The 16,266-nt window shown below is 46.4% G+C and carries 13 protein-coding genes; 8 read left to right on the top strand and 5 right to left on the bottom strand.

All coding sequences use genetic code 11. The features are described 5' to 3' along the window. Positions 1–107: 107 nt before the first annotated feature. From N4J56_RS25505 to N4J56_RS25495, 3 genes are all read left to right on the top strand, one after another. On the top strand, positions 108–2,483 hold the full coding sequence (locus N4J56_RS25505) for a protein phosphatase 2C domain-containing protein (protein WP_317108991.1): 2,376 nt from the start codon (positions 108–110) through the stop codon (positions 2,481–2,483). Between the two features lie 239 nt (positions 2,484–2,722). Beyond that, a complete protein-coding gene (locus tag N4J56_RS25500) occupies positions 2,723–4,345 on the top strand; it encodes a CHAT domain-containing protein (protein WP_317108990.1) in 1,623 nt (540 codons plus the stop codon). A 439-nt stretch (positions 4,346–4,784) separates the two neighbouring features. Then, a complete protein-coding gene (locus N4J56_RS25495) occupies positions 4,785–5,429 on the top strand; it encodes a hypothetical protein (protein WP_317108989.1) in 645 nt (214 codons plus the stop codon). 50 nt (positions 5,430–5,479) lie between these two features. Here the strand turns inward: N4J56_RS25495 and N4J56_RS25490 are convergent, their stop codons facing one another. From N4J56_RS25490 to def, 3 genes are all read right to left on the bottom strand, one after another. Then, entirely contained in the window at positions 5,480–6,871 is a 1,392-nt protein-coding gene (locus N4J56_RS25490) for a PrsW family glutamic-type intramembrane protease (protein ID WP_317108988.1), read from the bottom strand. 242 nt (positions 6,872–7,113) lie between these two features. Continuing rightward, positions 7,114–7,314: a hypothetical protein gene (locus N4J56_RS25485; protein WP_201278346.1), complete on the bottom strand. Its 201-nt coding sequence runs from the start codon at positions 7,312–7,314 to the stop codon at positions 7,114–7,116. 11 nt (positions 7,315–7,325) lie between these two features. After that, a complete protein-coding gene (def, locus tag N4J56_RS25480) occupies positions 7,326–7,889 on the bottom strand; it encodes a peptide deformylase (RefSeq protein ID WP_317108987.1) in 564 nt (187 codons plus the stop codon). 475 nt (positions 7,890–8,364) lie between these two features. Here def and N4J56_RS25475 point away from each other — a divergent pair, with 475 nt between their 5' ends. The 3 genes from N4J56_RS25475 to cysE all read left to right on the top strand — a co-directional run bounded on the left by N4J56_RS25475 (position 8,365) and on the right by cysE (position 12,051). Further along, a complete protein-coding gene (locus N4J56_RS25475; RefSeq protein ID WP_317108986.1) occupies positions 8,365–8,568 on the top strand; it encodes a hypothetical protein in 204 nt (67 codons plus the stop codon). Between the two features lie 27 nt (positions 8,569–8,595). Further along, on the top strand, positions 8,596–10,968 hold the full coding sequence (locus N4J56_RS25470) for a putative bifunctional diguanylate cyclase/phosphodiesterase (RefSeq protein WP_317108985.1): 2,373 nt from the start codon (positions 8,596–8,598) through the stop codon (positions 10,966–10,968). A 348-nt stretch (positions 10,969–11,316) separates the two neighbouring features. Continuing rightward, positions 11,317–12,051: a serine O-acetyltransferase gene (gene cysE / locus N4J56_RS25465; RefSeq protein WP_015156424.1), complete on the top strand. Its 735-nt coding sequence runs from the start codon at positions 11,317–11,319 to the stop codon at positions 12,049–12,051. Here the strand turns inward: cysE and N4J56_RS25460 are convergent. Both N4J56_RS25460 and N4J56_RS25455 read right to left on the bottom strand, forming a co-directional pair. Continuing rightward, positions 12,048–12,656, bottom strand: a complete 609-nt coding sequence (locus N4J56_RS25460; protein ID WP_317108984.1) for an Npun_F5749 family FMN-dependent PPOX-type flavoprotein — start codon at positions 12,654–12,656, stop codon at positions 12,048–12,050. The genes cysE and N4J56_RS25460 overlap by 4 nt on opposite strands. Then, entirely contained in the window at positions 12,656–13,909 is a 1,254-nt protein-coding gene (locus N4J56_RS25455; protein ID WP_317108983.1) for an AI-2E family transporter, read from the bottom strand. Before N4J56_RS25455 ends, N4J56_RS25460 begins: the two co-directional genes overlap by 1 nt. 105 nt (positions 13,910–14,014) lie before the next feature. Here N4J56_RS25455 and N4J56_RS25450 point away from each other — a divergent pair, with 105 nt between their 5' ends. Both N4J56_RS25450 and N4J56_RS25445 read left to right on the top strand, forming a co-directional pair. After that, positions 14,015–14,497, top strand: a complete 483-nt coding sequence (locus tag N4J56_RS25450) for a hypothetical protein (protein WP_317108982.1) — start codon at positions 14,015–14,017, stop codon at positions 14,495–14,497. A gap of 349 nt (positions 14,498–14,846) precedes the next feature. After that, a complete protein-coding gene (locus tag N4J56_RS25445; RefSeq protein WP_317108981.1) occupies positions 14,847–16,196 on the top strand; it encodes an LCP family protein in 1,350 nt (449 codons plus the stop codon). Positions 16,197–16,266: the final 70 nt, after the last annotated feature.

The raw sequence follows: 16,266 nt of genomic DNA, 5'->3' as shown, positions 1-16,266 counted from the left end.
CCGTGCGGGAAGCTAAATATAGAGATATAAACATGAATGAGCAGTTTAATCGTCTCTTACGTCTGCTGTTTTAAATTGATTTAATATGGCTAATCGGTGCGCCAGCTATGCAAAATAATGAGGTAACGATCCAATGTCCAAACGATCTGTGTAAGGCTGCCAACTCTGAAGGCGACAAGTTTTGTCAGCGCTGCGGTACATCCTTAATTAAACGTTACTTGTGGGTTGTCGGGCAAGGCACAGAACTCCACGAGATCGGAACATCGATCGCGGAGCGCTTTTACCTCAAAGCCGAGCGAATTGTTTTAGATACTCAACCTGGTTTACTGCTAGACTCTCCTTATTTAGATATTTCTAATGAAATTAGACCTTATTTGAGACTGGTAGCGTATCGTCTCCAAGTTCCGCAGGTATACGGATTAATATCGCTCGATCGCGAACCACCTGAAAAAGAAATTTTGCTGTTGGAACAAGCACCGATTTATCCCGATGGTGTGTTAACAGCAGGACAGTTAATGCCTCAGATGACTGCTGTTTGGCAGTCTGTCTCTAGCTTACGCCAGCTCAATTGGTTATGGCAAATTGCGCAACTATGGCAACCCCTATATAGCGAAGGCGTAGCGTCTAGCTTGCTCGTCCCTCAGTTTTTACGAGTAGAAGGATCGTTACTAAGGCTGTTGCAATTACAATTGGATGATGCCGAACGTCCCACACTAGCGCAACTCGGTCAATCTTGGTCGCAGCTTGCTAAAGAGGCTCGACCAAGCGTGAGTGGATTTATAGAACAATTAAGCCAAGAGTTGCAACAAGGAGAAATCGTCAACTCGGAGCAATTGCTAGCGTGTCTGGATCGAGGATTGTTGGAATTAGGGCAAAACATTACGAATAGAGACATTGCCCCCAGTCGGAGTTTCAAGATTAGTACTTGCACCGATACTGGTCCTAGCCGTCAGCGAAATGAAGATGCCTGCTATCCAGCCAGCGGCACCACACTTGCTAAACCACCAGAAGCAAAAGCGATCGCAATTGTCTGCGATGGGATTGGCGGACACGAAGGAGGTAACGTCGCTTCCAGTCTAGCGATCGAAACGCTACAGCACCAGGTACAACAGCTGCCGCTAGATGAAGCAAGTTTAGACCCGAATACCCTCAGTCATGCTCTAGAACAGTTTACGCGCAAGACAAACGAATGTATCAGTAGCCGTAACGACAAAGAGCATCGTCAAGGGAGACAGCGAATGGGGACAACCTTGGTGATGGCAGTAGGGCATCAACATGAAATATATATTGCTCACGTTGGTGATAGCCGCGCCTACTGGGTGACGCGCACGGGTTGCCATCAAATAACCCTAGATGATGACGTAGCCGCCCGTGAAGTACGGTTGGGTTATGCTGTCTATCGGGAAGCACTACAACAACCCTCGGCTGGTTCTCTCGTCCAAGCGATCGGCATGAGTGCATCGGTACATCCCACGGTACAGCGGTTTGTGTTGGATGAAGACTGCGTATTCCTCTTATGTTCTGATGGTTTGAGCGATTACGATTTAGTCGATCGGTGCTGGCAAACAGAAATCTTGCCAATTTTAGATGGGAATATGGATGTCGCTACAGCAACTAAGCAGCTTGTAGAACTTGGTAACAACCTCAACGGACACGATAATATTACTGTTGCTTTAGTACATTGTCAGGTGAAGGTGCAGGAGCCAGAAACTCCGCTTGGTTACAGTCAGTCGCTAGACAAAACGAGTAATGGTGCGGTCAGCTCATCTTCATCTGCCGTAACTCTCTCAGAACCACCAACGGAAGATGTGATCGAGAACTACGTCCCGATCGCCAATACGCAGTTACTCTCACCACTACCACCACCGCAACAATCGCGGCAGTGGTTGCTCCCGCTAGTCTTGGGAATTGGTTTACTCTTGAGTGCGGCAGGAGGACTGTGGCTGGCTTACAGCCAAAATTGGCGAGAGCGAAACCCAACAGCAGCAGGTAGTAACGGTACAGAACAAATCGCTCCACAGGAGCCGCCGGTGGCTTCGAGTAACAGTACTGATACTGCAAATGTTTCGCGATCGCCTGAAAGAATCTATGAGGCTCAGCAAGCAACTCCCCTCAAGCGCCAAGCAGAATCGGCAAACTCTTCTACCGATCCACCCCGACCCGATTCGCCTGAGTTTATTTTGCCACAGAGGAGTATAGTGAAAGTCCTGGGCGAGCCAAAACCGCTTTCTCGCCAACAAAGTACTGCTTGGACGCAGCTCCAAGTTTGCTCAACTCCTAAATTGTCCGCCTCCTCTAACCCATCTTCAACCGGCGATCGCAGGCGATTGAAACGAGGAGACAATGCTTGGATTGCAAATACTGAACTAGATCGACGATTCAAAGAATTGTCAGGTGGAGACAATCCGTGTTCTAGATTTCAGTCGTTGCCAACAGAGACAGGAGATGGAAATCGAGAGTCAGGAGGACAAGATGATAAGTAACAGAGCCGAAGAACTGCGACCAGTTATCAGTTTTAGTTGTCAGTTGTCAGTGTAGAGACGTTACATGTAACGTCTGTACAAAGCGATCGGCAAAGAGTGGTGCGTGTTTTTAATTGTGACTTATGAGGAGTGACTTGTGACTTGTTTCTCATAACCTTAGCCTCTAGCTCCCAGTTAAATAAACTATTAAACTAAGACAGTTGCATATTTGCGAGTTTTGACAGCGATCGTGGTTATTGATGTCCCAGTCTGACATTCCCTGCTTGAGTTTAGCAATCGAACGTCTTGCCAATGCCGGTAAAGATAACTTTGCCATTTGGGTAGTGCAAGCCCCTTATCCTGGGGGATATGTGAAACATGATTGTGTTTTGTCTCCTAGATTGGTGCAGGCTTGGCAAGCTTGGCAGGCAATGTTTGCGCCTCGCTCATCACCACCAATTTCTCCAGAGATAATTTCCCAGACCTTGGATTTAGTTCCAGAAATCGTTGCCTATCCTGGAGGAAAAACCAACGGACAAGGGGGGCGTTTGATGCAACATTTATGCATCAACCTTTGGCAGTGGATTTTTCAGGGACAAGTACAAATGAGTCTGGAAAAGAGCCAAGGGATTGCGATCGGACAAGGAAAACCATTACGGCTAAGAATAGATATTCGAGAGCCGGATCTCATCGCCTTGCCTTGGGAAATCATGCAGCCTCAGGCTGGAAAACCAGCTATCTCCCTACCTTCGCCACTGCAAGCGCCACAAGTCTTTTTCAGTCGCACGACTAACGATGTTGGTTCCCTGATTTCGTTACCACCCAGTCAGGGTTTAAATGTTTTGCTGGTTTTGGGACAAGACACCGAAGCCGGAAGCTTGCAGTTGGAAACAGAAGCAAAAATTCTCGAACACACTCTGAGAAGCTTTCAACAACTCAAACCAATTGAAAGGAGAAATTTGGCAACGGTTCCCTGTCGGGTAGACACTTTGCTACAACCTACTCCTAAAGAATTAATCTCGCAGCTAGAAACTCAAGCTTACAATATTTTCTTTTATTCCGGTCATGGTTTAAGCGCTCCAAATGGAGGATTGTTGTTTTTACGCCCTGGGGTGGCGATTGACGGTACGGAGTTAGCCCATGTACTAGCACGTTCTCAAGTCAAACTATGCGCCATTAATGCTTGTTGGGGAGCGCAACCCGCATTTGATAACGGACAACCTTTACCGCGTAGCAGTTTAGCAGAAGTCTTGATTCATCACGGCGTACCAGCAGTACTGGGAATGCGAGATGAAATTGCCGATGAAGAAGCTTTAAGTTTTATTCAAGTTTTTACCCAGGCGTTAGCAGCAGGTTCGCCGATCGATCGTGCGGCGGCGATCGCCAGACAGCAACTACTAGCTGTTTATAAATATATTTCTCATGCTTGGACGCTACCCATCCTCTACATGCATCCAGAGTTTGATGGGGAGTTGCTCGGCGCACCCGCTCGCGACGAAATTACTCAGCTACCAGAAGATACGGTCGCGGGTACAACAGTATACCCACCAGTACGGGCGCAATTGCGTTCTACTTCTGCTCCAGAGCAAGTCTGGCATTTAGGTACGAGATTAGTAAGGGTAGGTCGTCTGGCAGAGAATGATATTGTAGTTCAAGAAGGCTGGGTCAGCCAAAGACACGCAGAAATCTATTGCCGTCAAGATCGCGGCGATACGACTTTTTTCTTACGAGATAATTCTCGTTTCGGGACTTTGCTGTCAAATCTACCCAGTAGCGATCGCTGGCAAAATGTATATCGTGAGGAAGTCCCGCTAAAATCGGGAATGAAGTTAAAATTCGGCAGCCATAAGGGTCAAACCTACGAATTTATTGTTGAAGACTGAAGCTGAGTGAAGGAAGACAGAAGGCAGAGGGCAGAAAGAAGAAAAAATTGATATATTTTTGCGTAAAGCTCCGTCTTGAGAACTGCTGCCATACAACTAAGACCAAAGTAAATTTTTTATGGAGAAAAGTAAATGTACCAGCTAATTGTTGAATTTCTTCAATTGACGCAGATCTGCGTAGCAAAGGGTTGCTCGCTCGCCGATTTATGAGAATACCCTCTGTCTTCTCAAGCTGGAATTAATTCGCACTTCATGCAGTAAAGAGAGGGAAAAAGCAAGATGCTTTATGCAAAAACTGCAATTAAATACTGCAAAATTGCAGCAAAGATACTGCGATCCCCAATCTTATTTGCATAATTTATGTAGTTGCGGAAATGGCTGTTCAGGTGGTGTAGCTACTCATACAGCGTTTTTGCAGACACCCATGATGAATTGTACAATGACAAACGAATTCAAGTCTTCTGAAATTAACGAACGGCATCGGTTGCTGACTGAATTAGAGTTATTAGAAACACTACTTGCCTCTGAAACAGCAACTTATCCCTGGAACCCTGCTGAAGAAGCGGCAGAAGCATTCTTTCTCGAACAAGAACAGCAATTACAGCAAGAAGACTGGTGGGAAGAGGAACTCTCTGCCCATGCGCCAGATTTCCTCGCTAGCGTGGAACAGTTATGGGAGAATACTAAGCCAACAACTGTGTCTGCTAGCGCGACAGACGAGCAGTCTCTTCAGATCGCTTTGCAACAGCGATTTGCAGCTTACATGCCGACAGCTTGGTTACAAGCGATTGCTCATAAAGCAACTGACATGTTAGCGACGCAAAAATCTATGGCGCAACAATTGGTACAGTGCGTACAAGAATTATTACCGAATTGTTCGGAAGACGATCTGTTAATTCTCGCTCGTCCATATGCCTACAGTATGCGCAGTAGCATTGAGCCATCTACTACCGCGATCGAATCCACGCTCAATCGTTACGGTCAAGACTGGGAAGTGCGATCTGAGATCGAACGCGCTCAAATCAGTTTGGCGATCGCTCGCTACGCTATATCTCAATTGCAAGCTGAGCGGGGCAAGGAGTGAGGGGCGATATCTTAGAGAGCAATTAACTCAATCTAAAATTCAAAATTTTCTTAATCTGGTCTTCTAGGTGTCTTTTCCAAAAAGCGAGTGGCAAAGTTTTGCGATCGCGTTGGTGAGAGCATTCTGGCTTTGAGAATCGCTGCTGTTAAAAACGCATACGATAGAACACCTACCACGACTAGGAGCAAGCCGCTAAAAGCAGCGGTAGAGTTCCATAAAGCATGAAGTGCGGCTGCACTGACATATCCCACACTCAAGATCTGCCAACGTTGACGCGGTTTGAGTACGCTTAAACCAATGAAATAACCAAAATATCCGCTATCTGCCATATGTCCAGCAACTGCACCAATGATACGCGGAATCAGTAATTGCAATCCCACAATTTGACCAGCAGCTTGTCCGGCTGACGTCGCCACGTTTTGAGCAATTTCTGGCACGTATTGCCATAATGTTTCGACCAAGGTAAAGCCCACAGCTGAGGCAGTTCCCAGTAGAATGCCGTCTAAAGGTTCCCAGATCCCAATCCATTCACGCCAAGGAGAAGCAAGTCGTCGTCCTAAAGCATATGCCCCCAGGACGGGTAAAGCTTTCAGAAACTCTTCCATTAAGCCAGCCCCGACGAACATCCGCAAGAATAATTCGGGAAAGCTAAGCGCTATAAGAGAGTTAGGTAAATCTCCTGGTAAGATGCGACGGAAGATAAAGATAAATAGGGGTAAGATAGGGCTAAACAGAATGAGTGCTGTAGCTGTGGCAGCAAGAATTGGGAGCCACCAAGGTTTAATTTTTCCACAAAGCCGATAGACAAAATAATAAGCGGCGCTACTCAAGTAGGTGGCAACCAAGAGTTGATTGAAGTGAATCGCGTTTGGTTGACCGACAGTAGCAAACATTAATACGACAAATATAACTGTGAAAATACCTGGAATTAAAAAAGCTTTGCGAGTTAAGTCTTTAGCCGTAGAGATAATCGGAAATAAGTGAGAAAAATTGACTTCCGCTTCAGTCAGCGGCGATACAGGTGGCGGGATGAGACTGGATGGGTGAGGAGAATGAGATTCAAAAATGAATTCTGCGCCGCGATGCCGAAGGCGGTATGCTCTTCGACCATGCTTCGCAAACGCTTCGCGACCTTCGCCCAACGTGATGCGATCGCCTGGAACGAGTTCCCGACAGCCTTGCAAGCGCTGTCCGTTGATAAAAGTACCGTTACTACTGTTCATGTCACACACCTGCCACCGATTTTGAGGTAGGGGGTAGAAAGTGGCATGATGGCGAGAAACCATACCATACTGCTGCGATTCCAGTACGATATCGCAGGCAGGATCGCGCCCGAGTGCCATTTCTTGCTCGGGTGAAAGGCTGTAACTGCGTGTCAGTCCAGCTTCTCCTGCATTCGGTAATAGCCGCAACCATCCTTCAGCAAGATGTTGTTCGGTCATATAGTATCGGTAATAAGAGGAGACAGAAAGCAAGAGACAAGAGACAGGAGAGAATCTAACAACTAAATATTTATGGGTTTAGAATCAAGGCTGTTTGCACTTGCGCTCTTGTTCTCAAGAAAATCATTTTATACTTTAGTCCGGTAATTGCTAGATAAATTTAAGGACTTGTACCGATTGCCTCTGTCAATCGAATCCCAGCACTAGCTGTCTCTTCCTATCTGCTTCTATCTCCTCTGAATTCACTCGCTGTTTGCATTCCGCACGGCAGCAACAAACAAGAGGACTGTGGCTGGAATACTAATGGCAAGAATCACCGCTGTATTCAAGTTACCTAAATCTGGTTGACCGGAAGCTAGCTCGAACACCGAACCAACTGCTGCGATCGCCGTAATACAACAGCCGCCAAGAAATAAGCCGCTTTTGGGTGTCATTGCATTCATGGTAAATCTCCTCAAGCAACAGGTTTGACTGCATTAATGGAGAAGCCATGCTTTGCCAGCTCTTGGGTTAAAGCCAGCCTGTTTTCGACGCGATCGACGAAGACAATTCCGTTGAGATGGTCGATTTCGTGTTGAATACAGCGAGCCAGTAAGTCTGTAGCTTGTAGCGATCGCGGATGCCCGTATTCATCCTTATAAGCAATTTCTACGGCTTGGGGGCGCGTCACGTTCAAATAAATGCCTGGGATACTCAAGCAACCTTCTTCTGCCACGCAGATATCGCTGCTGGTACGTTTGATCGTAGGATTGATCAGGATCAAGGGTGGGTTAGCGGCATTGTCTGGTTCGCAGTCAATGACGATGATTTGCTTGGATACAGCTACTTGTGGTGCAGCCAAACCGATGCCGTCAGCGCTATACATACTCTGTAGCATTTCTCGCGCCAACTGGCGAACTTCTACATCGACTTTGCTGATGCGTTTTGCAGGTTGACGCAGAGCGCGATCGCCCAAATAGCGGATATCTAAGGGAGGGTTTTTTAACTTTTTCTTTTCAACTGCGATTTCAGAAGCCATGTGAATCTACTCGCTACGGTCGGCTAATTTGCAAATTGTGACATTATTTCAATTTTACCAAGTAGAAGTCAGAAAAGGGACTGGTGACTGGTTGTCAGTTATCAGTTGCCAGTGAATAGGGAGCGCACGAGCGCACGAGCAGGGGGAATTACTTGCAACTTGCGACTTATTCTCACACACTACACTATGTAAAAATCGGTAATTTTTCCCTTTGCATCTATGTTTTTACTAAAAAATTCGTTGAATTTACTTAGGTAAAATTTGGTAATACTAGACTACCATTGTCGCGATCGCTCTACAAAAATCATTAAGATCCCACTTGAGGATAGACAATATTTTTGTCACGATGGAAAGGAGTTTTTCAGTATCTTTCTGAAACCTTTTCCTTGCAAATGCAAGCGTAGAAATTAACATGCGTCATTTATGATTTATTTTTTGAACCGTCTTAGTATTGAAATATTTTTATAGGGTTTTGATGGCTATTCGTCAAAGATTAAATTTTATATTTATTTGTGCGTCTATCTGGGGAGTATCGATTGGATGCATTGCGATCGCCATAAATTCAAAAACTCAATCTTTGGTTTCAAGGGTCGATCGCCACATTGCAATAGAGGCACATAGCAGTTCTATGGAGCAGCTAGCTAAACATGCTCAAAGTCTTGTAGCAGCCGATCTCTAGATTGCAGTTTTCGCTATTGCTAGTATCGTGGCTGCAATTGTCTCAGTTAGCCTCATTTATCGTTCGAGTTTGAAATCGCTAGAGCGATCGCCAACAGTAGAACAGAGCGAGCGAGATGATAGCATTCGTCAAGCTGAGATTACTATAAATAAGGAAAAGGAGATAGAAGCAAAATTAACGAAAATTAATCGATGTTTATTAAGTTTTTGTACCGATCCAAGCAGAAATATTAACCAATTAACATCATTGTTAGGGGAATTATTGGGAGCAAGTTGCACATTATATAGTTTTCTAGATAATGGGGGGCTTCGTGCAGTAGGACAGTGGCAAACGCCATCCGAATTCGATCGAGTCAATCGAACCGAGGGACGAATTTGTCACGATCTCATTCAACAAAATAGCGATGAAATTTGGGTATTATCAGACCTACTCACAACAAAATACGCTCAATCTGAGCCTAGTATTCAGGCGTATAATATCAAAACATATATTGGTAAAGTCGTCAAATGCCAGCAACAAGTTGTTGGTTGTTTATCTGCCTGGTACACAATCAAATACATGCCCAGCGAGATCGATCGCAAAATAATCGATATTATTGCCGCAGCTATTGGTATTGAAGAAGAACGGCGAGCCAGCCAAAGCTCGTTGCAGGACGAACAAAGGTATGCTTTGGCAGCGCAAGCAGCGCGAGATGGTCTGTGGGACTGGAATTTAAATACCGATCGCATCTATTTATCTAAGCGATCGCAAATGTTGATGGATTTAGCAGCGGAAAACTCTCAAACGAGTGCCGCAGAGTTTTTTCAACGCATCCACCCCGCCGATCTCAATGCCGTACAAATGGCGCTGGGCGAGCATTTAGCAGAACGAACGCCCCAGTTTGAGAGCGAATATCGGATTACGTTAGCAGATGGCAGCGATCGCTGGCTATTGTCTCAAGGATTAGCTTGGCGCGATGCTGAGGGTAAACCCTACCGCATAGCAGGCTCTCAAACTGATATCACCGAGCGCAAGCAAGCAGAAGTGCAATTGCGATATCAAGCTTATCATGACGAGCAGACGGGGTTACCAAATCGAATTTTACTGATGGAGCGCTTGCGACGGGCAATTGACAAACAAAAACACCAAGAAGATTATTTGTTTGCGGTGCTATTTCTCGATTTAGATCGGTTTAAGGTGATTAACGATAGTTTAGGTCATGGCTGCGGCGATCGGATGTTAAAGGCGTTCGCGAGTCGGTTACAAACCTGCGTGCGTCCTGGGGATACAATCGCTCGCTTGGGGGGAGATGAGTTTACTCTACTGCTAGAAGCCATAGGAAACGAGCAAGAGGCGCTCCGAATTGCCGAACGCATTCAACAACGGCTAGCTTTGCCTTTTTACTTGGGAGAACATGAGGTATTTGCTTCCGCTAGCATCGGGATTGCCTTGAGTACGCTGAATTACGAATATCCAGAAGATCTGCTTAGAGATGCCGATACAGCAATGCATCGCGCCAAAACTCTTGGTACGCGGACGCAGACTTTCGATCCATCGATGCACAATCTTGCTATGGCAAGATTGCAAATTGAAACCGATCTGCGCAAGGCACTGGAACGGCAAGAATTACGAGTTTTCTATCAGCCGATTGTCTCGCTCAAAACTGGCAAAATCACAGGTTTTGAGGCTTTAGTCCGCTGGCAACATCCGACAAGTGGTATGATTCCACCCATCAAGTTTATTCCGGTAGCAGAAGAAACGGGATTGATTTGCGCGATCGGCTGGTGGGTTTTACAACAAGCTTGCCACCAAACGCGGCATTGGCAAGAGCGCTTTCCTACGGAGCCGCCTTTAACCATCAGCGTCAACGTTTCTGGCAAACAGTTTACTCAGTCAAATCTGATTGAGAAGGTAGATCGGATTCTACAGGAATCTGGCTTAGCTCCCACGAGTTTGAAGTTGGAAATTACAGAAAGCGTGTTGGTGGAAAATGCCGAAGCTGCTGCTGCCGTTATTTGTCAGCTCAAAGCGATGGGCATTCAATTTTCTATTGATGATTTCGGTACGGGTTATTCTTCGTTAAGCTATCTGCATCGCCTACCAATCGATACTTTGAAGATCGATCGCTCGTTTGTGAATAACGTCGATTGCGAACCGGAGAAAATAGAAATTATTCGGACTATAGTTGCTTTGGCTTGGAATTTGGGCATGAATGCTGTTGCCGAAGGTGTAGAAACAAAGACTCAAATGTATCAACTACAAGCGCTCAAATCCGAGTACGGACAAGGTTATTTCTTCTCGAAGCCTACAGATAGCGAGGCGGCGGAAGTTCTACTCATGACTCAGCCAGACTGGGAGCAAGATTTACGCGCAATGGCTAAGTCCGTTCAGGGGAAGCACTCGAAGCCTGTCAAGCCATAAAGTGATACGGATCGAGCAGGAAATTTAATTATAGAGTTTCGTCTTACTCTTCCCCAAAACACCAAAGGAATACTAACAACAGCCCGCCCAAAAGTAACCAATTCGGTATATTTGCGTGCCTGATTAACTCTATAGGAGTCAGGACAAATATGTTAGTCACCATCGATGCTGTCAACAGTAGCAAGGTAATCAATAGGAGTGGAGGCACGATTGGGAACCAGGTAGAGAAGTTAGGAAAAAATAGGTCGAGATTTCTACACTGCAAAGAACGCGAATAAACTTTATCGATCGCCCGGTGAGAGATAAGATAAAAGAAGTAAAAATTTTGTCCTGGCTAGGCATTGACCCGTGCTATCTACCATAGCTGCTGACTTCAAGATTATTTTTGACCGCGACCCTGCTGCCCGTAACTGGCTAGAGGTACTGTTATGTTACCCTGGGTTACAGGCAATTGTCTTCCATCGGGTAGCGCATCAACTCTACAAACTGCGTCTTCCCTTCATTCCAAGGTTTATTTCCGCGATCGCCCGATTTTTAACTGGGATTGAGATTCACCCTGGCGCGACAATTGGCAAGGGTTTTTTTATCGACCACGGTATGGGGGTCGTAATCGGCGAAACCGCGATCGTGGGTGATGACGTTCTGCTCTACCAAGGCGTGACTCTAGGTGGTACGGGTAAAGAAAGCGGCAAGCGTCACCCAACTGTGGGAAATAATGTCGTGGTGGGTGCGGGGGCAAAAGTCCTCGGTAATATCGAACTTGGCAGTAACGTCAGAATTGGAGCGGGTTCTGTTGTTTTACGCGATGTACCTTCTAATTGCACGGTTGTTGGCGTACCAGGTCGAATTATCTACCGTTCTGGGGCTAGAGTCGATCCTTTGGAACACGGTAGCTTACCTGACTCAGAAGCAGAGGTCATTCGCGCTCTCGTTGACAGAATTGAAGCTTTAGAACAACAGCTAGAAAAAGTACAACAGCAGCAAGCACACCAGGATTCTGTAGTCATGTCTCTTCCCGCTGCTGCTAGCTGTCAGATGAGAGATAAAGTGATCCAGCAGTTTTTAGATGGTGCGGGGATTTAAGGATTGACGGCTTGAGTAGACCAAGTGTGATCGCCTTCTAACCAAGTGTACATAGTACGGTTTTGAGGGTCGCCACGCAATTCTAAGCGATCTATCTGGACTGGTTCTAAAAGCAACAGACAAAAGTGCGGTAATGGCACTTCTGCGGGCGGTGCTGGAGGATTGAAGGCATCGGCGGCGGCTCTTGGCTCACCTGGATGCGCCCAAGCAAATTGCAGCCGTGCGGAGTCGCTTAACTCTTGCCAGCTTAATGTACGGGCTTGTTGTAATTCTGGATCGGAATCATCAGAGGCAATCGCCTTTAGCGTACCAGTAATACGAAATTGTTCGCGGGTTGTGGGAAAATACCAGCAAACTTCCGCCCAAGGTTGAGCTTCAATCTGAGCAAATTTTTCACTGCGAGTATCGCTGACAAACTTGAGGCGATCGCTATTATCTAAAAAGCCCCGAAATACAACTGTCCGATTCGCAGGACGACCATCAAGTCGAACAGTTGCCAGTTGAAGATAACGGGCATAAGGCAGACTGCGATTGAGGTGCAGCGCCCTTGCTAAAGGCGATCGCCAAGGGGCAATCGAATTCGGAATTATACGGTCACCGCTCACTACTCACTACTCACTACTTGTTCCCTGCTACGCGGCTCCGATGGCGAACGCGGCTCCAATGCGGAGGTTCCCTCCGCTTCCGCCCGCTTGGAAACCTCGCCCTCTGCCCGCTTCCCTGCTCCCAGCTCGTCCCTGCTCCCTGCAAGATTCTCAGTTGTTGTCATAGCTGTTGCAGTGGTAGAACTCGTTTCAGTCAGTTGGGGCGATCGCACGGCACTTAAGGCTGTCTTGATCACGACTGCTGTAGGTACGGCAACGATTACGCCAAGCAAACCGCCAACTCTAGCGCCTGTTAAGACGGAAATCAGTACCCATACGGGATTTAATCCAGTTACGCTACCAAGAATACGGGGAGCAACGATGTTATCTAAGATCTGCTGAATGATGACAGATGCTACCAAAACTCTAGTACCTAGCCAGAAATCTTGCAGCGCTACTAATAAAGTGGTCAAAATAATTCCCACTGTACCGCCGAAGGGAACTAAAGCCATAAACCCGATCGTGATTCCAAACAGCAAACCAAACGGCACTTTCAGCCACAAGAAAATGGCAGTTAGGGCAGAACCCATACAAATACCGAAAATTAACTGTCCGATGAAGTAGTTTTGAAAGCTCAACCGGATAGTTTGGGAAAAAGGCTGGCGAATGGGTGTTGGCAGCCAAGCGATTAAGCTTTGCCAGAGTTCGTCCCCATGCTGTAACAAATAAAATGTCAAAACCATGCCCAGCAAAAAATCTAGCAGGCTTGTCACTGTCACCACAGCTAGGTTTAATGCTTGGACGGCGATCGCTTGTAATTGTCCCTTCACGCGATCGTTGATTTGTATTACTAAGGCATCGAGATTAATTGGATAACCCTGAGCCTCAGCCCAATCATTCAACAACACCAACTGATAGCGTCCTGAGTCTATCCATTCTGGCAAACGAGTTACGAGCTGCTGCGCCTGACTAATCACTAGAGGCACGAGGGTGACACCTAGCGCCAGTAAAATCGACAAAGCCAACAAAAAGACTAAAATAGCAACTTGTTCTCGCCTTGCGCCTTGTTGCTCCATCCAGCCTACCGGATAGTTCAACAAAAATGCTAGTAAAGAAGCACCGACTAAAATAACAATCAGCGAGTGGAAGTAATCAACGATGGAGGAGATTGCCCAAGCATTGAGTACGAGTAGTGGAGCCAATAGCGCGATCGCCAGAAATCGCGTCAAAGGTGACATTGCTTGCCACCAACCTATAATAATGCGTTTCTGCATTTTCTCAGTTGCGGGAGCGAACTAAATCAAATGTCCCTTGCAGCCTATTATCCCTAACTCCGCTGTCATAACTCATCCCCCCAAGCTCGGATTCGATTACATCATATGAAAAAGCTTACAGTCTCAGAGCATTTAAATAGCGATCGCCTGCATTTGTTTTTTCACCTCATCCCCATTATTGGCTTTTTTCCTTCACTGTGGACTTTGTATCGCTATGAAAGAAGCGGGAGTCGGGAGTCGGGAGTCGGGAGTCGGGAAGATCGGGAAGACAACGAAGCAATGCTAGCCACCAGCCACCAGCCACTTACCAATTACCAATTACCAATTAGCAATTACCATAAAGAAAAACTCGCCGTCAGCCGTTTATCTATCACTCTAGCACTAAGCTGGTTGCTGGCATATTTCTTGTTGAGTGCTGGAGCAGAAGCTTCAGAGTTGTTAAATTTTCGTCTATTAATGTTAAATAGTTTACTGACATCTGGATATTTTTTAGTCAGCGTGTGGTTAATGCTGCGATTGACTGCTGGTAAGTCAGTGCGTCTACCAGGATTTTCGGCACTTGCAGATCGGACGCTCGATGAACACTGAGGTTCAAAGACAACGCCAGCGGTAGAAAGTATGACTCTCTAGCTGGAATTCCGTAATCAGCCAGATGACGACTTTGTAGGATTTGCAGTAGACTCCAGGCAATATTCTCTAATTCGATCGCAAAGCCATGAAATTTACTGTTTCAGTAGCCAGCGTTACCCGTGCAGAGAATATGCCAATTGAGAAAGCGCAGCATATAGCTGTGCCTTTGTCCATTATCATGTTAAAAACTTATTAACTATTTTTGCTGACTAGTGTTAAGTGTGAGGAAGTTGTATCAGTGCAAAGAATATCAGGCTCAAAATCCAATTCTACAAGTAATTCCAAAAATTTTAGGCGCAGTAGTGCTATGAGTAGGACTGGGCGTTGGCTGTGGTTCTGGGTAATCATGAGTGGTGTCGCTGTGTTGTCAGCCACAGCAGGGGCGCTCTTAGCCTATACTATGTCAACCAAGCCGCTGATGCAAAGTCAGCTTAGCCCTGAGGAGCAAGCAATTTTCGGTACTCATGGCGATCGCTTAACGCGGGCTGGTTTTAAACTTTCGGAGCTGACCCGACCAGTTAATATTTTAGTTCTAGGTGTAAAAGTTCTCACCACAGACGTTAATACCCCTGCTGCCGAAATCAAAAAGCAAGGATATCATGCGTTAGTCAACTCCTTCGACGGCTTGACAGACACTATCCTTTTGCTACGATTTGACCCAGCAACCAAAAAAATCGCTGCCCTTTCTATTCCCAGAGATACCCGCACCAAGATAGAAGGTCGAGGCATAGCGAAAATCAATGAAGCTAATCTCGTTGGTGGTCCAGCAGGTAGTGCTAAAGCTATTAGCGAATTACTAGATGGAGTGCCGATCGATCGCTACATTCGGATCAACGTCCAAGGAGTGGAAAAGTTAATCGATGCTTTGGGTGGCGTAACCGTTTACGTTCCTAAAGATATGAAATATCAAGATGATAGCCAGCATTTATACATTAATCTCAAAGCTGGCAAGCAGCATCTTGACGGCAACAAGACTCTCCAGCTACTACGCTATCGTCACGACGAAAACGGTGATATCGGACGGATTCAACGCCAGCAACTCGTTATGCGGGCGCTAACGGAACAAACCTTGTCGCCGAATACCCTTACCCGGATGCCGCAGATTCTCTCTGTGATTCAATCGCACCTCGATACGAACTTATCGATGGATGAATTGGTAGCACTGGCGAATTTTGGCGTACAAACTAATCGATCCAACATGCAAATGTTGATGTTGCCTGGACGATTTAGTAATTCAGGAGAGTATAGAGCTAGCTACTGGTTGCCAGACAGCGATCGCATTGCCAAAATGGCAACGCAGCATTTCGATGCCCCTCTTGCTGAATCCGAGCCAGCTGACTTCGATCCGGCGCGATTGAGAATTGCAATTTCCAATAGCACGGGTAGCGATCGCGCTGTCCGCTCTTTGGTCAAATCTCTTGCTGGTGCAGGCTATCGCAATGTATACATTACAAAATCGTGGTCTGAGCCATTAGACACAACTCATGTTGTTGCCCAGCAAGGCGATACTGAAAGTGCTACAACCATCCGCGACCTCTTAAACGTAGGCGAAGTCCGCGTTGAAAGCACAGGCAACCTTGGCTCTGACATTACCATTCAAGTTGGTAAAGATTGGCTGGAACAAAGCAGGGAGCAGGGAGCAGAGAGCAGGGAGTAGGGTAGGACAAGGGGGAACTCGCTCTTCCCCACGACCGTTCGGCGAAGCCGTTCCCGAAGGGTAGGGAGTG

Source organism: Chroococcidiopsis sp. SAG 2025, from assembly GCF_032860985.1.
Classification (GTDB): domain Bacteria; phylum Cyanobacteriota; class Cyanobacteriia; order Cyanobacteriales; family Chroococcidiopsidaceae; genus Chroococcidiopsis.
Note: the sequence above shows the minus strand (reverse complement) of the source record. Positions and strands in the feature narration are given on the sequence as shown.

Excerpts from the sequence above, each read along its gene's own strand:
- N4J56_RS25445 (WP_317108981.1), top strand. The coding sequence starts at position 14,847 with ATGAGTAGGACTGGGCGTTGGCTGTGGTTCTGGGTAATCATGAGTGGT.
- N4J56_RS25485 (WP_201278346.1), bottom strand. The coding sequence starts at position 7,314 with ATGAATGCAATGACACCCAAAAGCGGCTTATTTCTTGGCGGCTGTTGT.
- N4J56_RS25500 (WP_317108990.1), top strand. The coding sequence starts at position 2,723 with ATGTCCCAGTCTGACATTCCCTGCTTGAGTTTAGCAATCGAACGTCTT.
- N4J56_RS25495 (WP_317108989.1), top strand. The coding sequence starts at position 4,785 with ATGACAAACGAATTCAAGTCTTCTGAAATTAACGAACGGCATCGGTTG.
- N4J56_RS25505 (WP_317108991.1), top strand. The coding sequence starts at position 108 with ATGCAAAATAATGAGGTAACGATCCAATGTCCAAACGATCTGTGTAAG.
- N4J56_RS25490 (WP_317108988.1), bottom strand. The coding sequence starts at position 6,871 with ATGACCGAACAACATCTTGCTGAAGGATGGTTGCGGCTATTACCGAAT.
- N4J56_RS25475 (WP_317108986.1), top strand. The coding sequence starts at position 8,365 with ATGGCTATTCGTCAAAGATTAAATTTTATATTTATTTGTGCGTCTATC.
- N4J56_RS25455 (WP_317108983.1), bottom strand. The coding sequence starts at position 13,909 with ATGCAGAAACGCATTATTATAGGTTGGTGGCAAGCAATGTCACCTTTG.
- N4J56_RS25450 (WP_317108982.1), top strand. The coding sequence starts at position 14,015 with ATGAAAAAGCTTACAGTCTCAGAGCATTTAAATAGCGATCGCCTGCAT.
- def (WP_317108987.1), bottom strand. The coding sequence starts at position 7,889 with ATGGCTTCTGAAATCGCAGTTGAAAAGAAAAAGTTAAAAAACCCTCCC.